Genomic DNA, 26402 nt, shown 5'->3' on the forward strand with positions numbered 1-26402 from the left:
AATGTTTTATTACATGAGCTAATTTTACCTGTTAACATTGCGTTATCAATAGCTTTTTGTACTGTATAAAAGTACAGCAGCACTGTACTTTTCTTTTTTATATACAAAAAAGAATATAGCATTAAAATAAAGCTAATAGGAGGTGTATAGTTCGTATGGCTGAAATTGAAGATCAGAAGAAATTTGCGGAACTGTTATCCTTGGGTGTTAAAGAGCTAAAACTGCACCCTCATTATAAGATTAAAAGAAAAAAAGAAGAAAATAGTTCACTAGGACAATCTTATATAGCTAATGTCGCCAATGAATTAGGTGTATCGTCCAATACAATTAAAAGTTGGATAGGCCAGATGGGTTTGAAATATATTCCTGGCCGTATTGATGATGGGAAGCTTTTCGGTATCATATGGATCATACTAAAAAAAACGGATTTAGATATAGATTGGTTCTCAAAACTGATGGAAACAACTTCTATACCTATTCTTAAACCTGCTTTACCTGCTTGGGTATCTTCATGTCTGGAAAAGGCGAAAATATTAGGGGCAGACAACTCATTTGGCGCACCTCTTAATGGAGATATTGAGGAAGTAGTTAACCAACTATTTTCTAATAAACAGCAGACTGAAGATGCTAATCCAAAAAAACATTCTACAATACATAACTTACCAACACGCTGGTCAGGCATTTTTATTGGAAGACACATTGACCTAGAGGCAATTCGTCAGTGGGTAATTTCCCCTTCTCCATTATGTTTAATTGCCGGATGGGCTGGTATTGGAAAAACAACCATTGCTCTTAAAGTAGCATACGCATGTGTTCAGGAGCATTATAAGGAAATAGAAAACCTTGAAATGGATTGGCCAAAATTCAACTCTATAATATGGTTTAGTGCCGATTGGAAAGGACTAACCTTTAGTGACTTTCTAAATACAATTGCTTACCAACTTGGACGGATAGAACAAATAAACCGATCAATTGATGAAAAACGTTTTGTGGTTCGTAATGCACTGGCTAATTATGCAAAAGAAGAATCCGTATTACTTGTTATAGATAGCATCGATACAGCTGAAAGTGAAATTTATGAATTTATTACTAATCTTCCACAAGGTGTTAAAGTATTACTCACCTCTCGTGAGAATCTACAACAAAAATATAGAAACAACTTTAGAGATATGGTAACCATTCAACTAAAGGGTCTGGAAAAAGATGACGCTCTTAGCTATCTTTCTTATGAAGTGCAACAACATATGAAAATGTCTAATTCTTCAAATAAACAAGAACAAATGGAACAGTTATTAAATAGTCCTCGTGAAATTCGCGAAGAGCTAATTTCGGCTACTGCTGGAAATCCTAAAGCTATCGCGCTCAGTATAGCTTATATTGCAGATGATGACATTCCTGCTCAGCAACTCATTGAGGAACTAGGCAAAGCAGGTTACTCTCTGTTAGAATTATTTGATTTTCTTTTCGGACGCACGTGGGAGCGATGTAATGAGGACACTTTACTTTTATGGAAAGTGCTATGTTTTTTCAGTAAACCTCCTGATGAAGAAAGTTGGGCAACAGTGGCTGGACTAGACGCTCGAAGATTCCATTTTGCTGTTGATCAAATGAAACTATTTGCACTTATTCAAGGAGAACGTATAGAAGGAAAAATTCATTATTTAGGGCATCAAACCGTAGTAGCGTATGGTGAACAACGATTGTTAGAAGATAAACAACTCGAAAATATAGCACGTAAGCGTTGGAGCCAATACTATATCGAGTATTTAGACAACCATTTAAAACGAGATCTTCCTGATTCTATTTATTGGAGTTATTTGCTTGGTCGTGATTTGGAGGAAATTAAGAAAGAATGGCTAAATATACTTAAGGTTATAAAATGGGCAAACAAATCCGACCAAAAAGAGCTTTTGATTGAACTTGTAATTCGTATAAGCCATTTTCTAAGTCGAATTAATTTACCTTTAAGGATTAAATATGGGAAAATAGCAGCTGATTATGCAAAACAACTTAGAAAACATACCCATGAAGCATTTTTTCGAATCGACACATTGGGGTGGGCCCTGATGGAGGTCAATAACCTAGATGATTCCCTACTACAAATAGATTCCGGTTTAAAGACACTAGATCAGTTAAGCTCAGACAATTCTGATGTTTTCGATTTGAAGGCTTGGGGACTTGCCTTAAAAGCAAGGCTTTTTTTAAAGAAGAATAATCCTAAGAAAGCAGAACGTATTCTTAAAGAAGTTAGGGAGATTTCTACTACACCAGTTATTCAGCATAGAATCTTGCTAGTGCGCGGTGATTTGTTTATGCTGTATAAAAATTATGAAGCAGCCATCCGGTTATATGAAGAAGCTAATGAAATCAGTTTAATCTATGGAGGAGAAAAGACCATTGAAGCTTACTTCAATTTAGGAGTAGCTTATGTCATTTGTGATAAGCTTGAGGAAGCAGAAAAATGCTTTAATAGCCTTCTTTATCAAAAAGATAAAGCCAACCAAATTGAATTAATATATTACCACTATGGGATGGCCCAATTGTTATTACGAAGAGGAGAGCATATGGAGGCTTTACAATCAAGCCAAAAAGCTATCAACCTTATCGATTCTTGGGGACCAACCATTAGTATTCGAAAAGAAGTAGAAGAATTCAATGACGTCATTAAACATAATATTTGAAAGAATTAAGTAGCAAAAAGCCACTTGAATGAAAAAAGTGGCTTTTTGTTTGTATATGTTGCTTCAATCAAGGTAAAATGAACCTGTTCCATTTACTCTTCTGTTAAGAGAGGTTGAGATACTGCCGCTTGCTTATTTATTAGTTTTTGTAATCCCATATTGCTCTGGCATAGCGGCGAATGGGCAAGACACAATTTGTTTATTAAATGAAAATCAACTCGTTTCATGAAGAAAAAAATCAATTATACTGATTAAATAGGTAGAGAAACACTCTCTAAGGAAATTATTCTTGATAACTGGTCACCCAATGCAAATTTAAAGTTCAGCGTTCTAGAAACTTTTGCTTTCTTGCTACACAATGATTAACAATGACGATTTCAATATTATTTTTTGTAGCCTAATCTTGATAACTTTCATTCAGGAAATCATCTGTTATTAAATAATCAATCTCTTTCAATCCGCAATAAGTGAACATAGCATATTTTTCAAATCTAGTATGGTCTACTAATAAAAAAACCTCTGCATTTCCTTTTACTATTGTTTCTTTAATTCCACTTTCGATAGGTGATGAATTCGTGACTCCGTTTAATATTGAAACATCCGTGGAAGCAATAAATACCTTATCAAAATTATATTTTCCAAATGAATTTTGTTTATTATAAGTGGAAAATGATTTCGTGTCACGTTCAAGTACACCATCAGTTGAAATCACGTTTGAATTTTCAAAAGGCAAGGCTTGAACTATAATATCTAAGCTATTGGTAATGATAGTTACGTGTTTGTTTTTTAGAAATGTAATCATTTCTAATGTGATTGTTCCTGAATCTATAAATATTACGTCTCCATTTTCTACATAATTAGCTGCAGCTTTAGCAATTAAATGATTTTGAAACTAATTTCTTGTTTTTCCCTCGTTAAATGATTTAAGTTCTGCATGATTATTTATAGCTGCTCCGCCATATCCCTTTTTAATAGTCCCTTTATTAATAAGCTTTTGAATATCAGGTCTTACTGTGGTCTTAGAGACACCAAAAACGGTACCGAGATCGTCTAACGAGACAGATTGGTGTTTGAAGACATATTCCTGCATTTGTTGAATTCACTTTACTTTTAACATTCCCATCCTCATCCTTAACTTGTAAATTTCAAACCTTTCTTGGAATGAATCTCTCGTTAAATTTGCTGAAGGCCTCTAACTTTTATTATTTAACATGGCAGTTTTGTAACTTAGGGAAAACGAGTGGTGAGGTTAATGCTCAGTTTTTCCAAAGAATAAAAGATTAAAAAGTGCTTTACCTCTTAGTTGAAGTAAAGCACAGTTAGACATTGTTACTTATCATTTGTTTAATCATCAAACGAGATTCAAACTTACTTTTTAAGCGTAAATTCTGATTAATAGCCGACGCTCTTTAAATAATCAACGCTTTGTTTAACATCACGTAAACTTGTGTCAGAGTTTCTAGGATCTCGCTCTTGCTCAATTGTGATGTATCCATGGTAATCGATTTCTTTTAATAGTTTATGAATCGAATTATAGTCAATAATACCTTTTCCAATCGGGCACATAACCCCTTTACCGCAAGCATCGAAAAAGCGAATACGTTCTTCCATTACTTGTTTATATACATTGGGGTTAATATCTTTAAAGTGAATGTAATCTAGTCGATTTGCACACTTTTGAAGCCACTTTATTGGATCCATTTTTGAATAATATAAATGCCCTGTATCTAAGCAAAGGCCAGCCATTTCATAAGGTATATCTTCTAAAAGTTTTTCAATTTCGTCTTCAAATTCAATGTAACCGCCCGCATGCGGATGAATAACCGAGCGCACTCCATATTTTTCCCATGCCCTTACTGCTAGAGCACGAATATGAGCCATCATATTGTCCCAGTCTCTTTTAGACAATCGTACCGCTTTCTCCGGATGCCCTGCATCATAATCTCTCTTATCATGTCCCCAATCAATAATTACTAAATAAGGAGTTGGAAATTTTTGTCCTTTTTCTTGAAGAGTTGAAGGCAGCTTTGTTATTAATGAACAAATATCATCTACTTGATGCAGTAAGTTTTCTAAATTAGACTCTGATACTAAATCATCAAAAATTGTCCCTGCTATTATCGTTAAATCATTTTCAGATAGCTCTGCTTGCACTCTTTCAATATTCATAGGTATATATCCATAAGGACCTAACTCAATCCCTTTATAACCAGCTTGTGAGGCTTCATGTAAAACCCTTTCCCAAGGTGGTAGATAAGGATTTTCGGGATTATCAACGCCCCAGCAACAGGGCGCTCCTGAAATTTTTATACTCATCTACAACACTCCTAGCTCCCATAATAAAATAGATAATTCTCAATGAATTAAAAAAACGGCCATTGAAATAATTCGATGTTTTATTCCTTCTAATCCAACTGTAAGGAACATACTTTCCTTATGTAAAAACCAATATATAAGCGATGGGATTTGGAAAACACACTTTAACATATTTTCGTTTCGTTCAATTGGTTGTTTAATGAGAAACCTTTAAATCCTCTGATGAAATGTCTACAAAAGATCCCTTTTCAACAGATTTAAAGCAGGCATCAATAACTTTCATGTTATAGCTCGTATTTTATGCAAAATAGGTAGGTATTTTCCTTTCTAATATACAACGAGAGAAATATTCAACTTGAAGCTTATACTGCTCTCCAAAGACCTTTTCTTCTCTGTATATGTCAAAATAAGAGCCTCGCCATTAAACAATTGCGGTGCAAGGGCTCTTGGCACTCGAATACTACCTTTTGTTCCAATAATTTCGTAATAATCTATTCGCGTACGGTCCATGGCAGCATCAAATATAGCTGTGATACCATTATTAAATTCCAACACCCAAGTTACAGAAATACCTACTTGACCATCGTGATCTTTCCGCATAGAAGAAAAAACTTTCTTAGGATTCGAGCTTAATAGAGTTTGAATCGCATGAATACAGTAGCAGCCCATATTATATAAGCTACCCCCACCTAATTCACCATTCATACGAATATTTCCATCCTGGTTTTCAAGATAGGATGAAAGACTTGCCTTCATCATTTTTAACTCTCCAATTTCTCCGGAATCTATAATTTCTCTTACTCTTTGATGCTGTGAATGAAACTGATACATAAGTGCTGCCATAAACATAACGCCATTTTCCTTGCATATCTCAATCATTTCCTCAGCTTTTTTGAAAGTTAATGCTGCTGGCTTTTCACAAAGTACGTGCTTCCCTTTTTTTGCAGCTTTCTTTACCCAATGTGAATGAAGTGCATTTGGTATTGGAATATAAACAGCATCGATGTCTGGATCTTCCAATAATCTATCGTAGGAGTCATACTTCTGCATTCATAGCCTTCATATAAGCAGGCAGTAATTCATTTCATGCAATTTGCACGGTACTTAAGATTCCCCACCGTACGTAAGTGTTCACTTATTCCAACTCCTTTGACTATTATTTTTTTATCTATATATAAGTCAAACTCTACTCACTGTAAGGGCAAGCTTTCACAGGATTAAGTGAAGTATATCTAATTAGTTGAAACTGGATTCAAACTGTGAAAGCTCTACACATTTAGTAAATTAACTCTTTTTAAAGTTAGTCTCTATCTGTTCCAATGACAGCCCTCTAGTTTCCGGTAAGAATTTTGCCACATATATTATTCCTGCAATACCAAACACGGCGAATAGGAAAAATGTTGATGATAAACCTATTACATCTAGTAGAAGAGGGAAGAATAATCCTACTAAAAAATTGCAAAGCCATAAAAATAATACAGCTAATCCCATACCAATACCGCGTAAACGAACAGGGAAGATTTCAGCAAGTATGAGCCATGACATTGGACCAATAGCTCCTTGGAAAAAGGCTAAGTATACTACCGTCATTGATAATACTACATATGGCAGCACCGGAGATCCTGTAAGTAGTAGAGCAGAAATACCAATCGTGAGAAGTGCGACTGTAACACCTGTTAAACCTGTAAGCAACATAGGTCTTCTGTTCACTTTATTTAGTAGTGACATACCAACAATAACTGCTACAACAGCAATTAATCCGTTTGCTACGTTTGCAATTAACGCTGTTTTTGTTCCAAAACCAGCGTTTTCAAGAATTTGTGTTCCATAATACATGATAGAGTTGATACCCACTAGTTGTGAGATTGAGCCAATAAAAATACCAAGAACCACAATCCGGCGAATCCAAGGAGTTCTCAAATCTTTGAAGCTCATTTTTTCTATTTTTTGCTCTTCTGAAATATGTGCTTTTATATCCTTTAATTCTTGTTGAGCGATACTTTCGCTACGAATCTTTTGAAGAATCTTCAATGCGTCGGCCATTTTTCCTTTTGATGCCAACCATCGAGGACTTTCAGGTAAAATGAGCACTCCAATCCAAAGCGCCAGGGCTGGCAATGTCGCAATCACTAACATATAACGCCATGCATGTCCTGCATCCCCAAAAACATTACCAATAACTGCATTAAATATATAAGCAAGGAACTGTCCAGTAACAATCATCAATTCATTTTGTGTAACCAAAATGCCGCGCCTGTCTGTTGGCGCTATTTCAGCAAGATAAGAGGGGATGACCACAGAAGAACCGCCAACAGCAAGTCCTAACAGAAAGCGGAAAACAACCACTATAGTTGTATTTGGCGCTATAACACAACCAACTGCGGAAAAGAAAAATAATATCGCAAGGTACAAAATAACCTTCCTTCGTCCTTTGTTATCAGATAAGCGTCCACCAAATATCGAACCAAAAGCCGCACCTAATACTAAAGAACTTGCTACTAAACCTTCCGTAAAAGGATTTAAGTTTAATTGATCAGGACGAGCCATAAATGGAAGCGCACCATTAATAACCCCTGTATCATATCCAAATAATAGCCCGCCAAACGTTGACACAATGGTGACTAATTTCAAGAACTTTTTTGAGTCCTTTTCCTTTACCTGTTCCGTTTGGGCTGAGTACTCACTAGGCAATTTGAGATTTTCCACGTTAAATTCCCCCTTTATTCATTGTATTTCTTCTAACAAAATCCTTATCTATTAAGCTTTTTACTAAATATAAGTACAAAAGAAATACCTCTCTTTTAACAAACATTGATAACAAATGTTCTTACATTTAAATAAAAACCATCAACCGAGATATATTGTAAATAAAATCCTTTTCTCGATTTACCAGCACCTTTAAAACGCTTTCATTTTACTCTTCGACTACACTTTAACCTATGAAATATTGGTCTGAAAGATAATATTGTTAGCTTAATTTCCAATATAGAACAGAATATATACATTTATTTTGTTAAGCTCTTTGAAGTCATAGTTTCAAGATTTAATTATGTTTTTTGTCTCTTTAACCGAGGGTATATGTGTAGAACGAATGATTATCTCTTTATTATATTTTCAATATTCTGAATTTAAAAATCCAACTGTTGGTTGATTTTTAATACATCTGGATCAGAGAAACCTTTATTCTTTGCTAGTTCGTGCATATCCACACGATAGTTTGCTATGCTTTTACTTAAATCTAGTACTTCCCTCAAAATCATCAGGACTCTTTCCTTCTACTATTTTAATTCGCTATTTTCTTTAAAACACTAAAAAATTCATGATTCTTTTATATATCCTTTTATTAAAAGCCGTGACATTAGCTTTCAAAACCAATCCCACGGCTTTCATCACTATTTTTGTGTTTTTAATCGCCTTCAACCCCGCCTAACTTTAAAGAGTTTTTCCTACCAATGTAGCTTCTTTGTTACTCTCAAAATCTACCCATACGGATCCTTGATCTGCTGAACGTACACAATTTTCGATCCAGCGAACGCCTTCCAGTCCTGCATTAATGTCTGGGTAAACAAGTGTATCTAACGTTTTTTGATCACCGCGCATTTTTGCATCAATTGCAATCGCAAACTTCAGGTAAATATTTGACCATGCCTCTGAAAGTCCTTCCTGGTGTAAAGCGCCTAAACGCTCATCCGCATTACAGCTTTCATCTAAGTAAGGCATTGATCGAATTAACGTTTGGATTGGCTGTCCTTGCACTTCATATCGTAATTCATTTGGCTTGCTGTCCCACCATTCCAAGCTTGCTTTTGAACCCACAATGCGAATTCGATGACCATCCATACAACCCGCATCAATAGAAGATGTCCACAGTCTACCTACCGCTCCATTTTCATAGTGCATTAAAACGTAAGCATTGTCTTCTAGGGGAGCACGACTGCCTATAAAGCTCTGGCGATCACATAATAACTTTTTAATTTTCATTTGTGGCATGATTAACTGTGACATATAGTACGTATGGGTAGAAAGATCGCCTAACACATAGCTTGGTCCTGCAATCTTTGGATCCACGCGCCACTTTTGTGCAGCATTTACTTTGTCTCCGTCATCAGTAGCATTAAATCCATGCGTATACTGTAATTCAACTACTCGTACATCGCCTATTTCTCCTTTTTCAACCATTGCCCTCATTTGAAGCAGCAGCTGATTACCAGAGAATCCATACGTTACCCCAATGATTTTCCCTTTTTCTTCAGCTAATGCTTTAATCTCTAACACCTCATCACTTGTAAAAAACAAAGGCTTTTCGCAAATTACGTGTAAACCTGCGTGTAATGCCGCCTTACAAATTTCATAATGAGTACCATTAGGCGTAGCAATTGATACAACTTCAAGGCCATCTTTTCGCTTCGCTTCTTCTGCAAACATCGTTTCATAATTTGGATAACAACGCTCCTCAGATACTCCAATATTCACACCAAAGTCTTTTCCTCTAGCAGGATCAATATCGAATGCCCCAGCTACCAGTTGAAAAGCCGTGTTATCTCTAAGTGCCCCAATTCGATGCTTATAGCCTACCTGCCCTAGTCTCCCTCCACCAACCATACCCCACCGTAACGGTCTTGCAATTTTTTTCTCTCCATTTAACATAGTAGAATTCCTCTCTTTCACGTAGTATTTATTTTAGTTAGTTCTGATTTCAGTAAAAATAATTTAAATATTCAGAAATAAATAACTTCAATTATCCAAAGCAATCAGCTCTTTTAATTAAAAGCTAAGTGTTTGTTTTAATGCATCAATTGAAGTTTGAACCCCCTCTTCAACCGACATTGTTAAATCTTCCATTTCTAAAGAAACTTCCTCATCATAGCCCATCATCTTAACAACAGAGAAAAATTCTTTCCACCACTGTAAATCTTGTCCACAGCCTACTGCTACATAGTTCCAAGCTCTATTTGCTACATCCGTCACTTCTTTTGTTTCCATTACTCCGTTAACTCCTGATAGATGTCTCTCAAGGCGCACGTCTTTTCCATGAACATGGTGGATAGCTGCCCCTAATTCTCTAGCTGACAAAATTGGGTCTGCGCCCATCCAGATTAAGTGGCTTGGATCTAAATTCAGTCCCACAATAGGCCCTACCGCATTACGCAATTTAAATAACGTTTCAGGATTATAGACTAATTGAGAACTGAAGTTTTCAAGAGCGATTTTTTCAATACCGCAGGATTCCGCTTTCTTAACTAGTTCTTTCCAGTAAGGTATAGCTACTTCATTCCATTGATAATCTAAAATATCTTTTAACACTGGAGGCCAGCTTACCGTATAGGTAATCCAGTTTGGAATTTTATCTTCAGGGCTTCCAGCTGGTAATCCACTCATCATAATTACTTTTTTTACACCTAACAATTTGGCTAGTTCGAATGTTTTATCTGTCACCTCTCGATGCTCTTTGCCCAACTCACCTGGGTCCAGTGGATTCCCGGAACAATTTAATGCACAAAGTTTAATATTGCGTTTTTCCAATTCATTTAAAAATTCAGCTCTTTTGTAATCGCTTTCTAAAAGTTCATTTAATCTCAAGTGAGGCGCTGGTGACCAACCTCCTGTAGTCATTTCGATCGTATCGATTCCCATCTCTGCTATCACGTCTAACATTTCTTCAAAAGGTAAATGTCCTAAACTGTCTGTTACATAAGATAATTTCATGATTTTCTCCTCCTAAAAAATCTGTCTAAAATCACTCATTAAGATTATAATTATAAGACAAATCTTTTCAACAATTTTTATCACTTTACAACTTTGTTTATAACTTAGCGATATCGTTGTTGGTTAACTAAACTTATCCATTTTTATAAGATAATCTTAATATGTTGAAAAACAAGTGATTGGAAACGCTTTTATTTAATTGAGTATTCAATAAATTTCGTTTCTATAGTAAATAGTATAAAATATAAAACCTTAATCGTCTTTGTTTTAAGAGGACTACTTTTTATCTTTTAAGGACAATTTTATCGAAACATTACTAATTTTATTTAATAAAAATAACCCCTCTCTACTTTTTCATAAATGACATTAAGTAGAGAAGAGTTAACTAATCTTTATATATAACTGTTTTTAACTTTGTATATAGAGCGCGAAAACGTCCTGGTGAACTATGCATTGAAGCGGTAAAAACACGTGTAAAGTAGTGAACGTCTGGAAATCCTGTTTCTTGCGCAATATCTCTAATAGATAAATCGGTAGTTTTGAGTAATGTAGCAGCTTTTTGAATCCTTTCATTTTGTACATATTCTGAGTAGCTTATACCTAATTCAGCTTTAAATAGCCGAGAGAGGTGTCGGCTCGATAGATGTAAATAAGTGGCTGTATCCGTAAGTTTAATAGAATTTGATAGATTATCTTTAATATATAATTTCGCAAGGGTAAGAACTAAAGAAGACTTTTTCTGAACAGTCTTCTGACTATGATAATTCGAAGTCGCAACAAAGTTTTGTATTAATAAAAGAATAAGGGAATGAGCTAAATTTGATAGTATTTCCTCAAAAAGAGCGCTTTCACTTTTTGCTGCTTGAATCAAAAGAGACTTCCACATTAACGGTGCAGCTTCATCTTCTTTTACTTCTATGACTACTTCCGAACATTGTTTTGCCTCTTCAATTAGTGTTACCCACTTTTCACTTGAATCTGATTCAATTAGTTCAAACCCCACATATAAGAGAAAAAGTCCTGTGTCGCTTTTTATTTGGTGCAAAATATCGGGTCTTGAAAGGAACATTGTATTTTCTTTTATTTGATATGTACATCCCTGGTCTATATAAGTTCCTTCTCCTTCTAAAACGTAACACACCTCAAAGAATGAATGTTTATGAAGTAAATTATTATAATGCTGGGGCATAACTCCCCAGTAGTGAATATAAAAAGCTACTCCATTGCTTTCTGTACGCTGAATATATTCATTTAAAGTGATTTTCCCCGAGACAAACTTATCCAACAAAACGCCCCTCCCTTTTAGAAAACTTATTCATTAATTATTAATACACACTATAATTTAAATAAAAAAATTTGTCTATAAAGGCTCTAAATGAAAGTAAGGAGCGATAAAACAATAAATTGAAGAAGGTTTAAATAAAAAGCTAAGTAGAAATCTTTTAATGTGTGTAAGTTATTGTATGAGATCTGGGGGAAGATTAGTTTTTTATAACTCCAGAGAAATCCCTTCTTAAAACTTCTTTCTTTTAATGTTAAAGTTGAATCCCTCCAAACTTCCCCAAATAATATAAATAGAGTTATATCAAGAAATAAAAAGAACAACTCTTAAGGTTGCTCTTTTAAAATATAGTTTTTATAGCTAGGTACACTACAGCAATCGATACAAGAACTATAAGTACATTTAAAATACGATGTTGGGTAGCTAAGTGGTTTTGCTTCATTTCTGCCCGAGTCAATGGCTGCTTTTCATCTCTATTTCCGCTCACTATGTTACATCTCCTATCCTATATAGTTATTGATTCCACTAATTTAAGCAATAAGCTGATCTTTGTTAGCTACTTCCTCTTTTTTTATTTTCCCTCTATATAAGATATTAAAAACAATAAGGGTAATAATCGGCCAAATAAGGTTAGCTCTTGGTTCACCGTTGACCACCTTAAACAAACTTGGTGTAGAGCCAAAAACATATTATTGGCTGCATGTGCTCCAATGGTAGTTTCTAAACTTTTTGTTTTAATGGCGATATAAGTAAGAGCAAACCCAGCTACACTATAAATAATCGATCCTAGTAGCATGAGCGCAGAAGCCAGTATTTTTGGGCTTAAATAATGCTTCCAGCCATTTTTTTCTTTCTTCCACATCTAAATAGCTCTTCATTTCATTCTTAACCCCTCGGTGTTCTTTTCTAAACCAAACACTTCTTCTCTATTTTTTTTTTTGCCCGAATAATGTATAGGTGTATACCTACTTCAATCTTTAAAATGAGAAGCCTTAAAATATTTCAAATACCGCTTATTTTTGTTTTTTACCTTTGGCTTAGCCTTTTTCAAATGCTGCTGGATTAGGAGATAAAACTAAAGGAACTTATAATGCCTGTAAAGCATAGCTATTCTCTTACCCTTTACTTAAGCTTCTTTCTTCTTCTCTTAATCAATACCGTTCGTTATAAAAACCGTTAAAAATTATCTTTTTCTGAGAGATGACTAGAAAGCGAGTCATCTCTCACAGTTATGTTTTGCTCAGCTGTGGCAGCATAAACATAATTCTGAAGAAAGTACTTGCTACTCAAGAATATATATCCTAGAACGACTAAAATAAATATTTTTTTCCACATTTTCCTCACCTTTTTATTCAAACTTTTACCCTCATTGCTGTTACCACAACACCTAAAAGTTTATCTATAAACAACTTTTCAGTTTTTAAATTAGCCAACAACTTATATAACACTCTAAAAATGTATATAAGTTACAAAATCATTACATTATTGTTACAAATGTAACAATAACATTATAACTAAGAAAAATAGGATAATCAATATGAAGCAGCTAGGAAAATAGATAAAATCGCTAATTTAATATTATTCATGTAAATGCGCATTGTATCAGAATCTTTAGATTGTATAAAAGTGCCCCGTTTAGAATCCTTACTACGGTAAGTATATAAAAAAGAGCACATATTCCATGACCACCTAATGGTCGTCTACTGAAGTAATTGTACTTTTTTGAGTAGACAAGCAAACTTACTGGAGTAATTACCTATAAAAAGAGCAGAGACCGATTGTCCCTGCTTGTTATTTGACTATCACTTTTCCTACCATTCCTTTGTTGAAATGGTACCTACACACCAGTTCATATGTACCTGGATTTTGTGGTTTCACAGTAATGTTTTTTTCTTTTCCCGGTTGGACTTCAGCATCAATTCCGAGCTTTTCCACTGTGAAGGTATGCTCTTTCTGACCTTCATTTTTCAATATCAATGTTGTCATTGTTCCACTCGGGATAGTGATGACTTCCGGGTTGAAGTAATCATCGTTCAACTTAACCTCAATCGTTTCCCGTGTTACCACATCAGATTCAGCCAGAACATCGAGAGAACCTGGAATTATCACAACCATAACCATCGTGAATAAAACGACCAATCCCGTTAAACACTTTTTCACAGACATTTGCAATCACTCCTTTCCTAAGAAATATTCTTTTCCAATACATAAAATAATATCCATATTTTTTTGTGAAATAGTATTGATACTAATAGAACATTTCTAATCATATTTTTATAAGAGAAAACACTAAAAAGGAGTGTAAAATTAGTTGATAAAAGCTAAGGTTAGTCTGCAACCCATTGTTAATAAAATAAATTTACCTACTGTTTTGAAAACAACTATACTTCCCGGTGACTCATTTGAGAGCTTATTTATTGCAACCCAAGTAGGAGAGATCTTTTATATAAGAAACGGATATATAAAGACTTTTTTAGATATTCGCTCACGAGTCATAAAATTAGGTACCTCTGAACCAGGTGTTTCTCGCGGGGGATATGATGAACGAGGTTTGCTAGGGTTAGCGTTTCATCCAGAATTTTACTATAACGGTCTGTTTTACCTTCATTACTCCGTAGCTGGATCACAAGGACCAGGTGCTCTTTCTGAGCATTTTAAGCCTAATTCCTGTGATCCTAAAACCTTAAACCTAAAGTGGCTAAATAGAGAAACTAAATATGATCATATTGATACAGTAGAAGAATGGATTTTACAATCAAATGGACAATCTCAAAAAAGAAGGACATTGCTCAACTTAAGAAGACCATTTTTTAATCATAATGGCGTTAACAGCTTAAACTTTTCACCTGAAACTGGAAAACTTGTCTTAACAACCGGGGATGGTGGATCAGGATATGATCCATTTAATTTAAGCCAGAATGATATGGAGATTTACGGGAAAATAATTGAAATTGATGTAAGTAAGAATACATTCATTAATAATCCCCCCGTAATCACACGGTTTAGTGAGCTTCCACGACCTATTCAGGAGACGCTTACAATTATTGCTAAAGGAGTTCGTAATATAACGGGCATTTCATTTCAAAGATTTTATAATCAATATATCAAATATGTGGGGAATGTTGGACAAGATTTGGTAGAGTCGATTTTTTCATTCGTTCATTATAAACCAATACCTGTTACTCAAATTATTCAGGCTTCTTTAATGAGATCTAAACTTCGCCAGGAAGGATTTATTAACCTCGGCTGGCGGGGCTGGGAAGGGAATTTCCCTACTTCATTTATAAGACGGTGCCCTGAAAACCCGACCTTGGAAGAGAAAACAATTGCTTATTACAATGAAGCAGTAAAAACTTCGGTAAAGCGCATTCAGCCTTTAATTAGTTATTTTCACAAAGATTCCCGACCGGATAAATTTGAAGGAACCTCACTTACAGGAGTTCAATCATATATGGGAGATAGAATCCCAAACTTAACAGGAAGCGTTATATTTACCGATATTGCTCAGATTAAGGAATCTCAATCCCCAGTTAGAGGAGTTTTAGCTTATACAAGATCAGGTACAGGTTGTAAATTAAATGATTTTAGTGTTGTTGAAATTGATTATGATTTTGGGTCTCAATCAGCTTATTATGTTAGTTTGGGAACAAACATGGACCAAACCAGGCTTTATTTAGGAGTATATGGCTCTATGAAAGTGTCTGATTCTAACCAGGGTACTGTTTTTGAAATTGTTCCCTGATTTATATTTATAAAATTCGACTGGATATTGATTTTTTCAACGGCTATTTTTATAGAGATGAGCAAATAAATTTTCTAGAAAATAAAACTTATTTAATTAATAAAGCCCATAAAATAATTCATTTTATGGGCTGCAGTATGGATCTTTAGCAAGATAAAGAGATTCACTTTAACGGATCTGACCTATTTATGAGCCACCCCTTTTCTAATTCACTGTGGATAGCACTAAGATAATCATTTTGTTGGTTAGGATAACCTATTTCTGTAAAAGTAAAAGGCACTTATTAGTCCTCCTACTTACTTTCCTCGTATATTTAAAAAGAATCATATAGATATATCGCATGTAAGAATTAACATCTCGGCAATGGTCTAAATCTCTTTTTAACCCTCTATAATGTAAAAACAATAAACCGAGGTGAAATTCATGTACTTTTTAAAATCTATTTCGAATGAAGTAAAATCTGGGCAGCTTTTTTTTAAGAAATTATCTAAAACTAGGCAGCTTGTATTAGGCGCTCTTTTTACTAGCTTAGCAGCCCTCTTCCAGTCAGCAGGAGGTTTCTTACCCGGAATAGGAATTTTCATTAGTCCATTATCTACCGCACCTATTCTTTTTTGTTTTATACTTTCGCTCCCTCTAGGGATTATTACCTATATCCTAACAAATTTGACTCTTCTGATTATCCAGCCAAGTGAACTTATTATTTTTCCTTTTACAACAGGGATATTGGGAATAGGCATAGGAGTTGCTTTTTACTTTTTTAAACAGAGATTGTACATTATTATAAGTGGTGCCATTCTATTAACTATTGGGATTATTACCTTATTATACGTTTTCAAATTCCCAGTATTAGGTCCCATGATTTCCAAAAATTTTTCTCTTTCTACTACTTGCTTTCTTTTTTTATTTGCTTTCCTTTATAGTTGGATCTGGGTTGAACTCAGCTTAGCTTATTTTAAAAGGTTGAAAATATTTATTTCATTGTAAATCTCCAAATCAATCCTGTAACAGAAATAACTCGTTTAGTTCTTCCAGTTGATTTATAGGTTCAAGAGTAAATAATATCCATTTTATTTTCAAAAGCTAACATCAATTGGCGTCTTAATACATCCCCTTCTGTTGTAAAATCAATAAGCTCTGTCTCTTTTATAATAAGTTACGTAATCTTTCCCGTTTTAGGATTACTCCTAGATACACAGTGACCTACTTTTAATGTAAGCTTGCCACCTGTTGTATCTAGTAAATGTCTTTATTTTTACTTACTCTTAAAAGAAAATTCCCATTCCAATCCTCTTTAAAATAACGGAAAAATCGCAATCAGCTGTTTAGAAGAACGTCAATTAGGACAATCTCATCTGAATGTTTTAAGGCTCCTTTTATTATATTTTCAAATTCGACTAAACTATTTGCCCGTTCTCCTTTAATTCCAAAGCTGGCTGCCAATTGGACAAAATCTGGGTTTGTAAAAGTTACTCCATAGCTCTTATCAAACATTTTGTTCATCATTTCCTGCTCTATTTTTAATGTAGAGTCATTTAAAACAACCACGATGAATGAAAGCCCTAAGCGCTTAGCTGTTTCTAGTTCAGCAAAATTCATTAAAGCTCCTCCATCTCCAGTAATACAAATAACTGGACCATTAGGGCAGGCTAGTTTAGCTCCAATTGAGCCTGGTAAGGAAATACCCATGGAAGCCAGGCCATTTGATATAATGAGCTTGTTAGGGTTTTTAGGTTGATGAGTTCGGGCTATAGATACTTTATGAGCTCCCACATCTGAAATCACAATGGTTTCCTCTGAAGATAGCTTGTCAATAATATGCAAGATATTCTCGATTGTTAAAGGCAGCAAACTACTATCTATCTTTTTTTCTTGAATGTTATAAACTTGTTTAATTTGACTCCGAAGACTTTTAGAAGGAACCCATGATTTAGGTGGGATATCAAGTTGATTGAACAGTCTTAGGGTTTCCTTTATATTTCCTACCAATTCTACCTTCACTGGATAATACTCATCTATTTCTGCCGGTAAAGTATCTATATGTAAGATTGATGTTTTTTTCGCATTCCATTCTTTGGGTAACTTTTCGACCAAATCAAACCCAATTACAATAAGTAGGTCAGCTTCCTTTATACCTGCTAACACTTCATCTTTCTCATTAAACCCAAACGTAAAGAAATTTTGTGGATGATGCTTAGATAATATACCTTTGGCCATATAACTATGTGTAACAGGTGATTGAAGATATTTAATAAATGTTTGAAGCTCATCCACGGCTCCCTGTCTAACAACGCCGTTGCCGACAACAACAAAAGGTCTCTCATACTGCTTAATAAGAGTATTGGCAGCCTGAATTGACTCCATTAGAGGTACGCTTACTGGTATAGGTGTAGGTGTAATAGGTTTAAGTGGAACGATTTGAGTTGCTAAGTCTTCTGGCAACTCTACTACTACGGGTCCTGGCTTTTCCATTTGTGCAATTTTAAATGCTTTTCGAATAACCTCAGGAAGCGTTTGTGAATCTTTTATCTGAACACGCCACTTCGTTGCCGGTTCCACCATTTTGATAATGTCGATATACTGATGCGAATCTTTATGCTGCCTTCCCAAAGCAGCCTGTCCGGTTAATGCTACAATTGGGGAATGGTCTAGCTTTGCACTAGATATACCTGTCAATAAATTAGTAGCTCCAGGGCCTAATGTTGATAAACATACTCCTACTTTGTTTGTTAACCTTCCGTATACATCTGCCATAAAAGCAGCTCCTTGCTCATGCCGAACATTCACAAATTGAATCTGTTTAGAGTCAGATAAAGAATCAACAAAATCCAAGGTCTCTTTACCAGGTATTCCGAAAATATATTCAACCCCCTCATTTTCTAAACATTGAACAAGTGTATCCGTTACTTTCATATTATTCGACCCCTCTCTAGATAGTATTGTGCCAAGCTTATGTAAAAGGAATAGCTTATTAAACTTTATCTCGTTCTTTTCTAGTTTTAACTAACCAAAATCCTAAATATAAACAATACTCACTAATGATTGTTTATAGTGTTACCATTAGCCTCCTATGTTAAGTACATTTTTTAGAGAACATATAAATAATTAGATGGTTCAAAAAAATTGTAATGAAAGTACTCCTCATTACCTGTTTCTTTGTTAGTTAACAAAAAAGTCTTCATTTTCTCTACTATACCTTTATAGAGAAGTACCCTCTGTAACCCTGCGCCCAATCTGGCTGATTGGAAGTGTAGAAGTACCCTATAAAAATTACTATCAGAAAGTAACATTTTCCGGAATGTAAAAAATTCCATCTATAAATAATAAAGCCGACACTCGTTTAAATTGGAAGGAGCAGTTTTCATAAAAAAATTATTATCGATGGGATTTATTTTGTTATTTTCGCTAAATATGCTGGCTGGACCAAATATTGTTCGCGCTGAAGCACAAGAACATCGTATTAGTCAGTCTCAGGTAAAGTTTGAAAATGAATTCAGGAGACTTTGAATTGATCATGTATTGTGGACAAGTAATTATATTACAAGTGCAACAACAGCAGGATCAGAAGACCAAAAACAGGTATTGACAAGATTATTAAAAAATCAAGATGATATTGGAAATGCTGTGAAGCCGATATACGGAGAAAAAGCCGGGAACAAACTTACGGATTTGCTTAAGGAACATATCGTGATTGCAGGTAAGATTGTAGACGCAGCTAAAGCGGGAAAGAAAGCCTTGGTAAATCAGTTAAACAAAGAATGGTATCGAAATGCTGATGATATAGCAGCGTTCCTTAGCCAGGCTAACCCTTATTTAAAAAATGAAGATCTGAAAAAATTGCTATATATGCATCTAAAATTAGTGACAAATGATTTATCTACAAGCTTAGCAAAAGATTGGGAAGCCAGAATCGTTGCAATTGATGAAGGAGTCTCACATATCATCTTAATGGCAAATACTATATCTGCAGGAGTTGTGAAGCAGTTTCAGGGAAATTCACTCAGTAACCTTAGGAATATCTAGTAGAAGACGAGGAACTTTTTAAAGATGCTCTTTTAAAAAGTCAGTATGAGAACCCTTTAGCAGAAGGGTTCTTTTTCATGTGTTCCGGAAGGCAATATGATGTGAACTAAGAGTATATATTACATACAGCTTCTTTCTTTTCTCGTAAGGAGCCTGAAGAAATAACAATATGATGCCTCACGGTGTCTTGAGTGGTTTGCTCAAGATACTTCATTTTATAAATAAAATTATCCTTTTAGGATATTTTAAAAAGAAAAAAGGAATGTTTATCAAATAGGTTTTGAGACTAGAATTTTTAAATTATATATAGTACCATTGACGTTTGCAAAAAAACTCATGCTAAAATTAGCGAGTAGAAAGCGAGGTTGGGATATCTATGCACTTCCCTCTAAAAGAACCAGTTCTCATATTTGGTTTTGCTGTATTAATCTTTTTGTTATTCCCTATACTCATGGGGAAACTGAGGATACCTGCTATTATTGGTCCCATTATTGCAGGTATTATCGTCGGACCAAATGGGCTAGAAATATTAGCACGAGATTCAACTATTCAATTGCTTGGGACAGTTGGATTATTATTTATTATGTTTATAGCAGGGCTTGAGTTAGACCTTGATGGTTTCAAAAAATACCGAAATCGCAGTATTTTATTTGGCCTCCTCTCGTTTTTAATCCCCTTAATTCTTGGGATACTAGTAGGATTATGGCTTGATCTCAGTATGCTATCAGCGATTCTATTCGGTAGTATTTTCTCTACACATACGCTTTTAGGATATCCTGCCATCAGCCGACTTGGCGTTGCGAAAAACCAGGCTGTCACCACAGCAGTTGGCGGTACATTGTTAACAGATAGCTTGGCATTACTTTTCCTTGCGGTAATAACAGGTGCCTCTGAAGGCCATTTAACAGTTGGCTTTTTTGTATACTTGATTATTGCAACTGCCCTTTTTGCTGTAGTTGTTCTACTTTTAACCCCTTATCTGACAAAGTGGTTCTTTAAACGTTCTAATAATGAAGGAACAACAGAATTTAATTTCGTTCTGGCCATTTTATTCGTTGCAGGAGCAATCTCCTTATTTGTAGGATTAGAACCAATCATCGGTGCATTTTTAGCCGGTCTAGCCTTAAATCGGTACATTTACGATCATGGGCCATTAATGAATCGAATTCGTTTTACGGGAAATGCCTTATTTATTCCATTTTTCTTATTATCTGTAGGCATGTTAATGGATCTTAGTGTTCTTATTTCGAACCCTAAAGCATTATTAACTATTGTATTAATTACAATTGTAGCAATCGGAAGTAAACTACTTGCGAGTTGGGTTACGAGTAAAGTATATGGTTATTCTAAGACTGAAAGCAAGGTAATATTTGGACTTTCCACTACACATGCAGCAGCAACATTAGCCATAACGTTGGTTGGGTATCAATTTGGATTATTTGACCAGCAAATCATAAATGCTGTAATTATTGTTATTTTAGTTACTTGTATTCTGGGACCCTATCTGTGTGAAAAATATGGAAGAAAATTGGCTGTTTCACAGGATAAAGAAGTACTGAACGACACGCTTCCGGAACGTATATTAATCACAATTACGAATTCCAATACAATGGAATCTTTACTTGATTTAGGATTTGTTCTTAAAAAAGCGAAAAAGACAGAAGAACCGATTTATCCCTTAACAGTCGTTCAAAAGGATTTAAAACAAGCAGGTAATGACGTAGCACAAGCTGAAAGAATGCTTGGACACGCTCTTACGTATGCATCAGGGGCCGATATTCCCGTTAAGTTATTGACACGGGTAGATCATAATATTGGCTGGGGCATTGAACGTGCTGCTACAGAAGAACGAATCACAACAATTATCGTGGGATGGGATGGCTCAGGTAAAGGAAGTCAAAAGGTCTTCGGTAGAGTTATTGATAATTTCCTTGAACATACCTATCAACGCTCACTTATAACAACGATCAAGCAGCCGTTGAATACGATGGAACGAGTGATTCTTATTCTGCCAAATAATATCGTACACAAACCGGGTTTTGAAGATTCACTTTCAATTATTAAAGGGATTGCATCCCAACTCAATGCGACCATTCAAGGCCTTGTTATTCGTGATGACCTGGAAGCTTATAGAAAGGCTTCGGAACAGGTACATCCTAATGTCCAAGTCGAGTTCCAATCCATTGATTGCTGGAATTCCATTTATAAAAATGCTTTGAATAATATTAAGTCCACTGATCTTGTGATTTTATTAAGTGCTAGAAAAGGAACTGTGGCATGGCACCCAGAATTAGAAACTTCACCGAAAAAATTAGCTTCAATGAATCTTGAGAACTTCATCGTGTTCTACCCCACGGAAATGAAGGAAACAGATATTCGAGGCTCACGTGGTACAGAAATCCCGAAAGAATTACTTTTTAAAAGTGATTATGAGGACTAATAATATTGGGTCTAATGTATTCTTGAAAAATTAGACTGAATTAAAAACAAAAACCCTTGTCACATCAACATCTGTGGCTAGGGTTTTTATTTCTGCTATACGTGATTATGCTATTAAGGGACAAAAAAGGTACTTGATTTATAATAAGTCATTAAAAGATGCCAGTCCCTCTATTTAGCAGACAGTTAAAAGAATCCTCAACCTCACATTCCTTTTTAATTGAGCAGATACTTTTACTGTCCTCGGTTTTCAACATTAACTCTCTTTAAAATGTCTCAGGTGGGAGCTGCTTTAAATCTATATATTTGAGCCAGAGACTGATTATGTTTGTTTCTGCTACGTAAAAATGGAAATTACTGACCCAACAGAGACGGATGCTGCTGTCAGTTTGGAGAGTGTGAAAATTCTGCCTGCAGTTCTTTTAAAAACGTATCAGCAGCAGCTGAAAGAAAATGATGCTTTTTCCACACAATATTTAAGCCTGATTCCAGTCTTGGCTTTAACGGTCTGAAACAAAGCTTACTACTATTAGATGTATTTACTATCTTATCAAGTGTTATTGCATACCCAATGCCTTCTTCAACCATAATAGCAGCATTATATGCAAGATTGTATGTAGTGACGATATTTAATTTATGAAAGTCTTCACCAAACCAATCCGCAAATTCATTTTTTGAAAATGTCTGTTTCATTGCCTGTCGTGAACAGATTAGTGGAACTTTTAATAAATCCGCAGCTTGAATGCTTTCTTTGACGGCAAGATGACTGTCTCTTCTCATAACAACGCCCCAAACATCTTTAGCAGGGATATTAAGATAATTGTATTTTGAAATATCAGCTGGTTGAATTAAAATACCAAAGTCAAGCAGCCCCTTGTCAAGCCGTTCCGTTATATCTTCTTCGTTTCCACTGTAGAGGTGATATCGTATAGTGGGATAACGTAACTGTACATCTTTTGCTACTCGTGCAATGTGTTTCATTGCTTCTGTTTCCCCACCACCTATATAGACATCACCACCTATTGTTTCTTCCATGGAACTAAATTCTGCCTCTAATTTATCGACCATATTAACGATTTCTTCTGCCCTGTTTCTCAGAAGCATTCCTTCATCTGTAAGAATGACACTGTGACTACTGCGAACAAATAATTTTTTACCTAACTCTTGTTCAAGGTCTTTTAATTGTCTCGACAAGGTTGGCTGTGTAACGTGTAAAAAATCAGCAGCCTTCGTGATGTTTCCTTCTCTTGCAACCGTAAGAAAATACCGCAAAACTCGAAATTCCATGTAACCTTCCTCCTTTCATAAGTTTTAGTGTATATGTTCTAGAAATGCTTAACAAGCATATCACGCTATAAGATATAAGTATTTTTTATACCCAAAAGGAACAGTTAGAATAAACAACAAAGGAGTTTATTTGGTGACTTATACCACCAAAGCCAAGCCTTTAATTATTCAAAGTTGAAAGGAGCTTAAAATGAAAAAAAAATCTATGATTACACGTGTATTCAAAGTCATAGCCCTGTGCTTGCTTGTATCCGCGACCATTGTTTCATCAAAGACCGACGTTAGCGCTGCATCGAAGACCGCCGCTGCGTATAAACCAGATATGTCCAATGGAGCAGACAATTTTTACAAAAGCAAGAAGGTAATCAAAAAGAAGGTTTCGTTTGAAAATCAATACAACATGAAAGTTGCAGGGAATCTTTTTATTCCAAAAGGTCTTAATAAAAAAACGAGAAACCCTACAATCATTGTCGGACATCCTATGGGTGCAGTGAAAGAACAAAGTGCAAATTTGTATGCACAGAAGATGGCTGAAAAAGGATTCGTTACTTTATCATTAGATTTATCCTTCTGGGGAGAAAGTGAAGGCCAGCCTCGCAACGCTGTCTCACCAGATATCTATGCAGAGGATTTCAGTGCTGCAGTGGATTTCCTAGGCACCCGGAAATTTGTTGATAGAGATAGAATTGGTGTTCTCGGTATTTGTGGCAGTGGGAGCTTTGCCATTAGCGCAGCTAAGCTCGACCCGCGTATGAAAGCCATTGCGACAGTCAGCATGTACGACATGGGGGCTGCTAACCGTAACGGGCTTAAACACTCTCAGACTGTCGAGCAGAGAAAGAAGATTCTTGAAAAGGCAGCAGAGCAACGCTATGTGGAATTTAACGGCGGTAAAACCAAATACACCAGTGGTACGGTACATGAATTAAATGAAAACTCTACGGACGTTGAACGTGAGTTTTATGATTTTTATCGTACTCCAAGAGGTGAATACACGCCTAAAGGTTCGTCGCCAAAACTTACGACTCATCCGACACTTACCAGCAACGTTAAATTCATGAATTTTTACCCGTTCGAAGACATAGAGACGATTTCTCCTCGTCCAATGCTGTTCATCGCGGGTGAAAATGCTCATTCTAGAGAGTTCAGTGAAGACGCCTACAAGCTAGCAGGCCAACCGAAGGAGCTCTATATTGTTCCAGGCGCAGGTCATGTGGACTTGTATGATCGAGTGAATTTAATTCCTTTTGACAAGCTTGAATCCTTCTTCAAAGAGAATCTGAAGAAAAAATAAATCTGGTATTAAAGATTGTAAAGAGCATTGCATGCTAATAGTACTTTGTGTGAATTCCGGCCTATATGGTCGGGGTTCATACTTTTTTTCTAAATAGAATCCGAAACTTTAAAGATAAAGCCGCTCAAATAAATTTTTGGATTTTATTTTCATTCGTCATTTTAATAAAAATATTGTAGTGGTTTCTTGGATTTCGGGTATTCTTCTACCCAGCTATGTATCTAGTTAGAAATAATAGACTAACGTTAATCAACTAATAATGGTTTTGAGGATGCTACAAATGATCTTATCATCCTAAGTCAAATTGAATCAGGGAAAGAAAACTTTGAAAATATTCATGGTGATTTTACAGTTACAATTGAAAAAGTGACTAAGTGAAAACATTACAATAGCTCTTTAAACAGCCCACTTTAAAGCAACTAGAACACAACACTTTTTAGAAAGAGGGAAATTTATTTTATGTGTAAACAAAATACGTTCCTTATATTTGTCCTAACCTTAGGGGCTTTCGGTATTATAAATGCTGAAATGGGAGTTATAGGGATATTACCCTACATTGCTGATCACTTTCATATCAGTGTATCGAAGGCCGGTTGGCTGGTGAGTCTCTTTGCACTTACTGTGTCAATATCCGGTCCAACTATGCCGTTATTATTTTTGGGAATCAATCGTAAGAAGGCAATGTTACTTGTACTTGGTATTTTCGTTCTAGGTAACATCATCTCTATATTTACTTCTAACTTTGCCATTGCCATAATTGCGCGTGTGATTCCAGCCATCTTTCATCCAATCTATTTTTCAGCAGCTTTTACAATGGCTGCTAACTCAGTTAGCAAGGAAGATGCTCCAAAAGCTGTTTCCAAAGTCTTTATTGGAGTATCTGCAGGTATGGTACTTGGTGTACCAATCGCAAGTTTTCTTGCAAGTACAGTCTCGTTTCAAATATCAATGACGTTTTTTGCTATCATTAACGCTATAGTATTTATTGCTACATGGATATTCTTCCCTTCTATGCCTGTTAAAGAAAGACTTTCATACGGAGCACAGTTAATCGTATTAAAAAAACCCGTTACTTGGCTTTCCATTATTGCTGTCCTTTTATTGAATTCAGCAGTATTCGGGGTATATAGTTATCTTGCCGAGTATCTTAAAACCGTTACGAATATTTCTGGAAAATTAATTAGTTTCATGTTAATTCTATTCGGTGTGGCAAATATTATTGGAAACATTATCGCAGGGAAGTTACTTACGAAAAATGCCATCAAAACTGTAGTAGTTTTTCCTTTTGCATTAGGAGTCGTTTACATCATTTTATTCTTTACAGGACAGTTTACTTGGCCTATGGCTATCATGACTTTAGTTTGGGGAATCTTTGCTGGTATAGGAACGAATATTAATCAATATTGGATTTCATCTGCAGCTCCAGAAGCTCCTGATTTCGCCAATGGATTATTTTTATCATCCGTTAACTTAGGAACAACGATTGGTACAGCTGTAGGTGGATTATTTATATCAGAAATGGGTACACAATACGTTGTACTAGTTGGGATATTGTCATTAGTATTAAGCGTATTATTTATTTTACTAAGAAATTACATGCAACGTCCTGTGAGTCAACTTTCAAAATAAGAC

At 35.3% G+C, this 26402-nt stretch carries 20 protein-coding genes and 1 pseudogene; 7 read left to right on the forward strand and 14 right to left on the reverse strand.

Translation table 11 applies throughout. The features are described 5' to 3' along the window. Positions 1-155: 155 nt before the first annotated feature. A complete protein-coding gene (locus tag ACLHDF_RS02865; protein ID WP_413917517.1) occupies positions 156-2681 on the forward strand; it encodes an NB-ARC domain-containing protein in 2526 nt (841 codons plus the stop codon). Between the two features lie 397 nt (positions 2682-3078). Here the strand turns inward: ACLHDF_RS02865 and ACLHDF_RS02870 are convergent, their stop codons facing one another. The 12 genes from ACLHDF_RS02870 to ACLHDF_RS02925 form a co-directional block, all read right to left on the reverse strand. Then, the gene (locus tag ACLHDF_RS02870) at positions 3079-3558 is read right to left on the reverse strand and encodes a DeoR/GlpR family DNA-binding transcription regulator (protein ID WP_413918251.1); all 480 of its coding nucleotides are present in this window, start codon (positions 3556-3558) and stop codon (positions 3079-3081) included. A 15-nt stretch (positions 3559-3573) separates the two neighbouring features. Further along, positions 3574-3771, reverse strand: coding sequence for a DeoR family transcriptional regulator (locus tag ACLHDF_RS02875; RefSeq protein ID WP_413917518.1), 198 nt, complete (start codon positions 3769-3771; stop codon positions 3574-3576). Between the two features lie 302 nt (positions 3772-4073). Beyond that, positions 4074-4997 carry a sugar phosphate isomerase/epimerase family protein gene (locus ACLHDF_RS02880; RefSeq protein ID WP_413917519.1) on the reverse strand — a complete coding sequence of 308 codons (924 nt, stop codon included), beginning with the start codon at positions 4995-4997 and terminating at the stop codon, positions 4074-4076. A gap of 327 nt (positions 4998-5324) precedes the next feature. Then, positions 5325-6047: a Gfo/Idh/MocA family protein gene (locus ACLHDF_RS02885; protein ID WP_413917520.1), complete on the reverse strand. Its 723-nt coding sequence runs from the start codon at positions 6045-6047 to the stop codon at positions 5325-5327. A gap of 234 nt (positions 6048-6281) precedes the next feature. Further along, a complete protein-coding gene (locus ACLHDF_RS02890) occupies positions 6282-7703 on the reverse strand; it encodes a sugar porter family MFS transporter (protein ID WP_413917521.1) in 1422 nt (473 codons plus the stop codon). 422 nt (positions 7704-8125) lie between these two features. After that, entirely contained in the window at positions 8126-8257 is a 132-nt protein-coding gene (locus ACLHDF_RS02895; RefSeq protein ID WP_413917522.1) for a Spo0E family sporulation regulatory protein-aspartic acid phosphatase, read from the reverse strand. A 172-nt stretch (positions 8258-8429) separates the two neighbouring features. Further along, positions 8430-9644, reverse strand: a complete 1215-nt coding sequence (locus ACLHDF_RS02900) for a Gfo/Idh/MocA family protein (protein ID WP_413917523.1) — start codon at positions 9642-9644, stop codon at positions 8430-8432. 117 nt (positions 9645-9761) lie between these two features. Continuing rightward, entirely contained in the window at positions 9762-10703 is a 942-nt protein-coding gene (locus ACLHDF_RS02905) for a sugar phosphate isomerase/epimerase family protein (protein ID WP_413917524.1), read from the reverse strand. Positions 10704-11088: 385 nt separating this feature from the next. Next, positions 11089-11988, reverse strand: a complete 900-nt coding sequence (locus ACLHDF_RS02910; protein ID WP_413917525.1) for an AraC family transcriptional regulator — start codon at positions 11986-11988, stop codon at positions 11089-11091. Positions 11989-12325: 337 nt separating this feature from the next. Continuing rightward, a complete protein-coding gene (locus ACLHDF_RS02915) occupies positions 12326-12472 on the reverse strand; it encodes a hypothetical protein (RefSeq protein WP_413917526.1) in 147 nt (48 codons plus the stop codon). Positions 12473-12556: 84 nt separating this feature from the next. Further along, positions 12557-12847 (reverse strand): type II CAAX prenyl endopeptidase Rce1 family protein, encoded by a 291-nt coding sequence (locus tag ACLHDF_RS02920; protein ID WP_413917527.1) that lies wholly within the window; start codon positions 12845-12847, stop codon positions 12557-12559. A gap of 929 nt (positions 12848-13776) precedes the next feature. Continuing rightward, positions 13777-14151 carry a cupredoxin domain-containing protein gene (locus tag ACLHDF_RS02925; RefSeq protein WP_413917528.1) on the reverse strand — a complete coding sequence of 125 codons (375 nt, stop codon included), beginning with the start codon at positions 14149-14151 and terminating at the stop codon, positions 13777-13779. A gap of 145 nt (positions 14152-14296) precedes the next feature. On the opposite strand from ACLHDF_RS02925, the gene ACLHDF_RS02930 reads away from it, so the two are divergent. Then, the gene (locus ACLHDF_RS02930; protein ID WP_413917529.1) at positions 14297-15727 is read left to right on the forward strand and encodes a PQQ-dependent sugar dehydrogenase; all 1431 of its coding nucleotides are present in this window, start codon (positions 14297-14299) and stop codon (positions 15725-15727) included. 423 nt (positions 15728-16150) lie between these two features. Next, entirely contained in the window at positions 16151-16714 is a 564-nt protein-coding gene (locus ACLHDF_RS02935) for a hypothetical protein (protein WP_413917530.1), read from the forward strand. Positions 16715-17044: 330 nt separating this feature from the next. Here the strand turns inward: ACLHDF_RS02935 and ACLHDF_RS02940 are convergent, their stop codons facing one another. Then, complete coding sequence (locus ACLHDF_RS02940; protein WP_413917531.1) at positions 17045-18640, reverse strand: acetolactate synthase large subunit; 1596 nt, start codon at positions 18638-18640, stop codon at positions 17045-17047. 450 nt (positions 18641-19090) lie between these two features. Here ACLHDF_RS02940 and ACLHDF_RS02945 point away from each other — a divergent pair. Together ACLHDF_RS02945 and ACLHDF_RS02950 are read left to right on the forward strand one after the other, a co-directional pair. Beyond that, a pseudogene (locus ACLHDF_RS02945) lies at positions 19091-19750 on the forward strand (glycosyltransferase). 376 nt (positions 19751-20126) lie between these two features. Continuing rightward, positions 20127-22190, forward strand: coding sequence for a cation:proton antiporter (locus ACLHDF_RS02950; protein WP_413917532.1), 2064 nt, complete (start codon positions 20127-20129; stop codon positions 22188-22190). A 383-nt stretch (positions 22191-22573) separates the two neighbouring features. Here the strand turns inward: ACLHDF_RS02950 and ACLHDF_RS02955 are convergent, their stop codons facing one another. Beyond that, on the reverse strand, positions 22574-23476 hold the full coding sequence (locus ACLHDF_RS02955; protein WP_413917533.1) for a LysR family transcriptional regulator: 903 nt from the start codon (positions 23474-23476) through the stop codon (positions 22574-22576). Between the two features lie 190 nt (positions 23477-23666). Here ACLHDF_RS02955 and ACLHDF_RS02960 point away from each other — a divergent pair, with 190 nt between their 5' ends. Further along, on the forward strand, positions 23667-24770 hold the full coding sequence (locus ACLHDF_RS02960) for an alpha/beta hydrolase (protein ID WP_413917534.1): 1104 nt from the start codon (positions 23667-23669) through the stop codon (positions 24768-24770). Between the two features lie 459 nt (positions 24771-25229). Beyond that, positions 25230-26399, forward strand: a complete 1170-nt coding sequence (locus tag ACLHDF_RS02965) for an MFS transporter (RefSeq protein ID WP_413917535.1) — start codon at positions 25230-25232, stop codon at positions 26397-26399. Positions 26400-26402: the final 3 nt, after the last annotated feature.

The sequence above is a fragment of the Priestia megaterium genome (genome assembly GCF_046599315.1).
Taxonomy (GTDB): Bacteria; Bacillota; Bacilli; order Bacillales; family Bacillaceae_H; genus Priestia; species Priestia megaterium_F.

Excerpts from the sequence above, each read along its gene's own strand:
- ACLHDF_RS02865 (WP_413917517.1), top strand. The coding sequence starts at position 156 with ATGGCTGAAATTGAAGATCAGAAGAAATTTGCGGAACTGTTATCCTTG.
- ACLHDF_RS02875 (WP_413917518.1), bottom strand. The coding sequence starts at position 3,771 with ATGCAGGAATATGTCTTCAAACACCAATCTGTCTCGTTAGACGATCTC.
- ACLHDF_RS02880 (WP_413917519.1), bottom strand. The coding sequence starts at position 4,997 with ATGAGTATAAAAATTTCAGGAGCGCCCTGTTGCTGGGGCGTTGATAAT.
- ACLHDF_RS02885 (WP_413917520.1), bottom strand. The coding sequence starts at position 6,047 with ATGCAGAAGTATGACTCCTACGATAGATTATTGGAAGATCCAGACATC.
- ACLHDF_RS02895 (WP_413917522.1), bottom strand. The coding sequence starts at position 8,257 with ATGATTTTGAGGGAAGTACTAGATTTAAGTAAAAGCATAGCAAACTAT.
- ACLHDF_RS02900 (WP_413917523.1), bottom strand. The coding sequence starts at position 9,644 with ATGTTAAATGGAGAGAAAAAAATTGCAAGACCGTTACGGTGGGGTATG.
- ACLHDF_RS02905 (WP_413917524.1), bottom strand. The coding sequence starts at position 10,703 with ATGAAATTATCTTATGTAACAGACAGTTTAGGACATTTACCTTTTGAA.
- ACLHDF_RS02920 (WP_413917527.1), bottom strand. The coding sequence starts at position 12,847 with ATGTGGAAGAAAGAAAAAAATGGCTGGAAGCATTATTTAAGCCCAAAA.
- ACLHDF_RS02925 (WP_413917528.1), bottom strand. The coding sequence starts at position 14,151 with ATGTCTGTGAAAAAGTGTTTAACGGGATTGGTCGTTTTATTCACGATG.
- ACLHDF_RS02935 (WP_413917530.1), top strand. The coding sequence starts at position 16,151 with ATGTACTTTTTAAAATCTATTTCGAATGAAGTAAAATCTGGGCAGCTT.
- ACLHDF_RS02940 (WP_413917531.1), bottom strand. The coding sequence starts at position 18,640 with ATGAAAGTAACGGATACACTTGTTCAATGTTTAGAAAATGAGGGGGTT.
- ACLHDF_RS02950 (WP_413917532.1), top strand. The coding sequence starts at position 20,127 with ATGCACTTCCCTCTAAAAGAACCAGTTCTCATATTTGGTTTTGCTGTA.
- ACLHDF_RS02955 (WP_413917533.1), bottom strand. The coding sequence starts at position 23,476 with ATGGAATTTCGAGTTTTGCGGTATTTTCTTACGGTTGCAAGAGAAGGA.
- ACLHDF_RS02960 (WP_413917534.1), top strand. The coding sequence starts at position 23,667 with ATGAAAAAAAAATCTATGATTACACGTGTATTCAAAGTCATAGCCCTG.
- ACLHDF_RS02965 (WP_413917535.1), top strand. The coding sequence starts at position 25,230 with ATGTGTAAACAAAATACGTTCCTTATATTTGTCCTAACCTTAGGGGCT.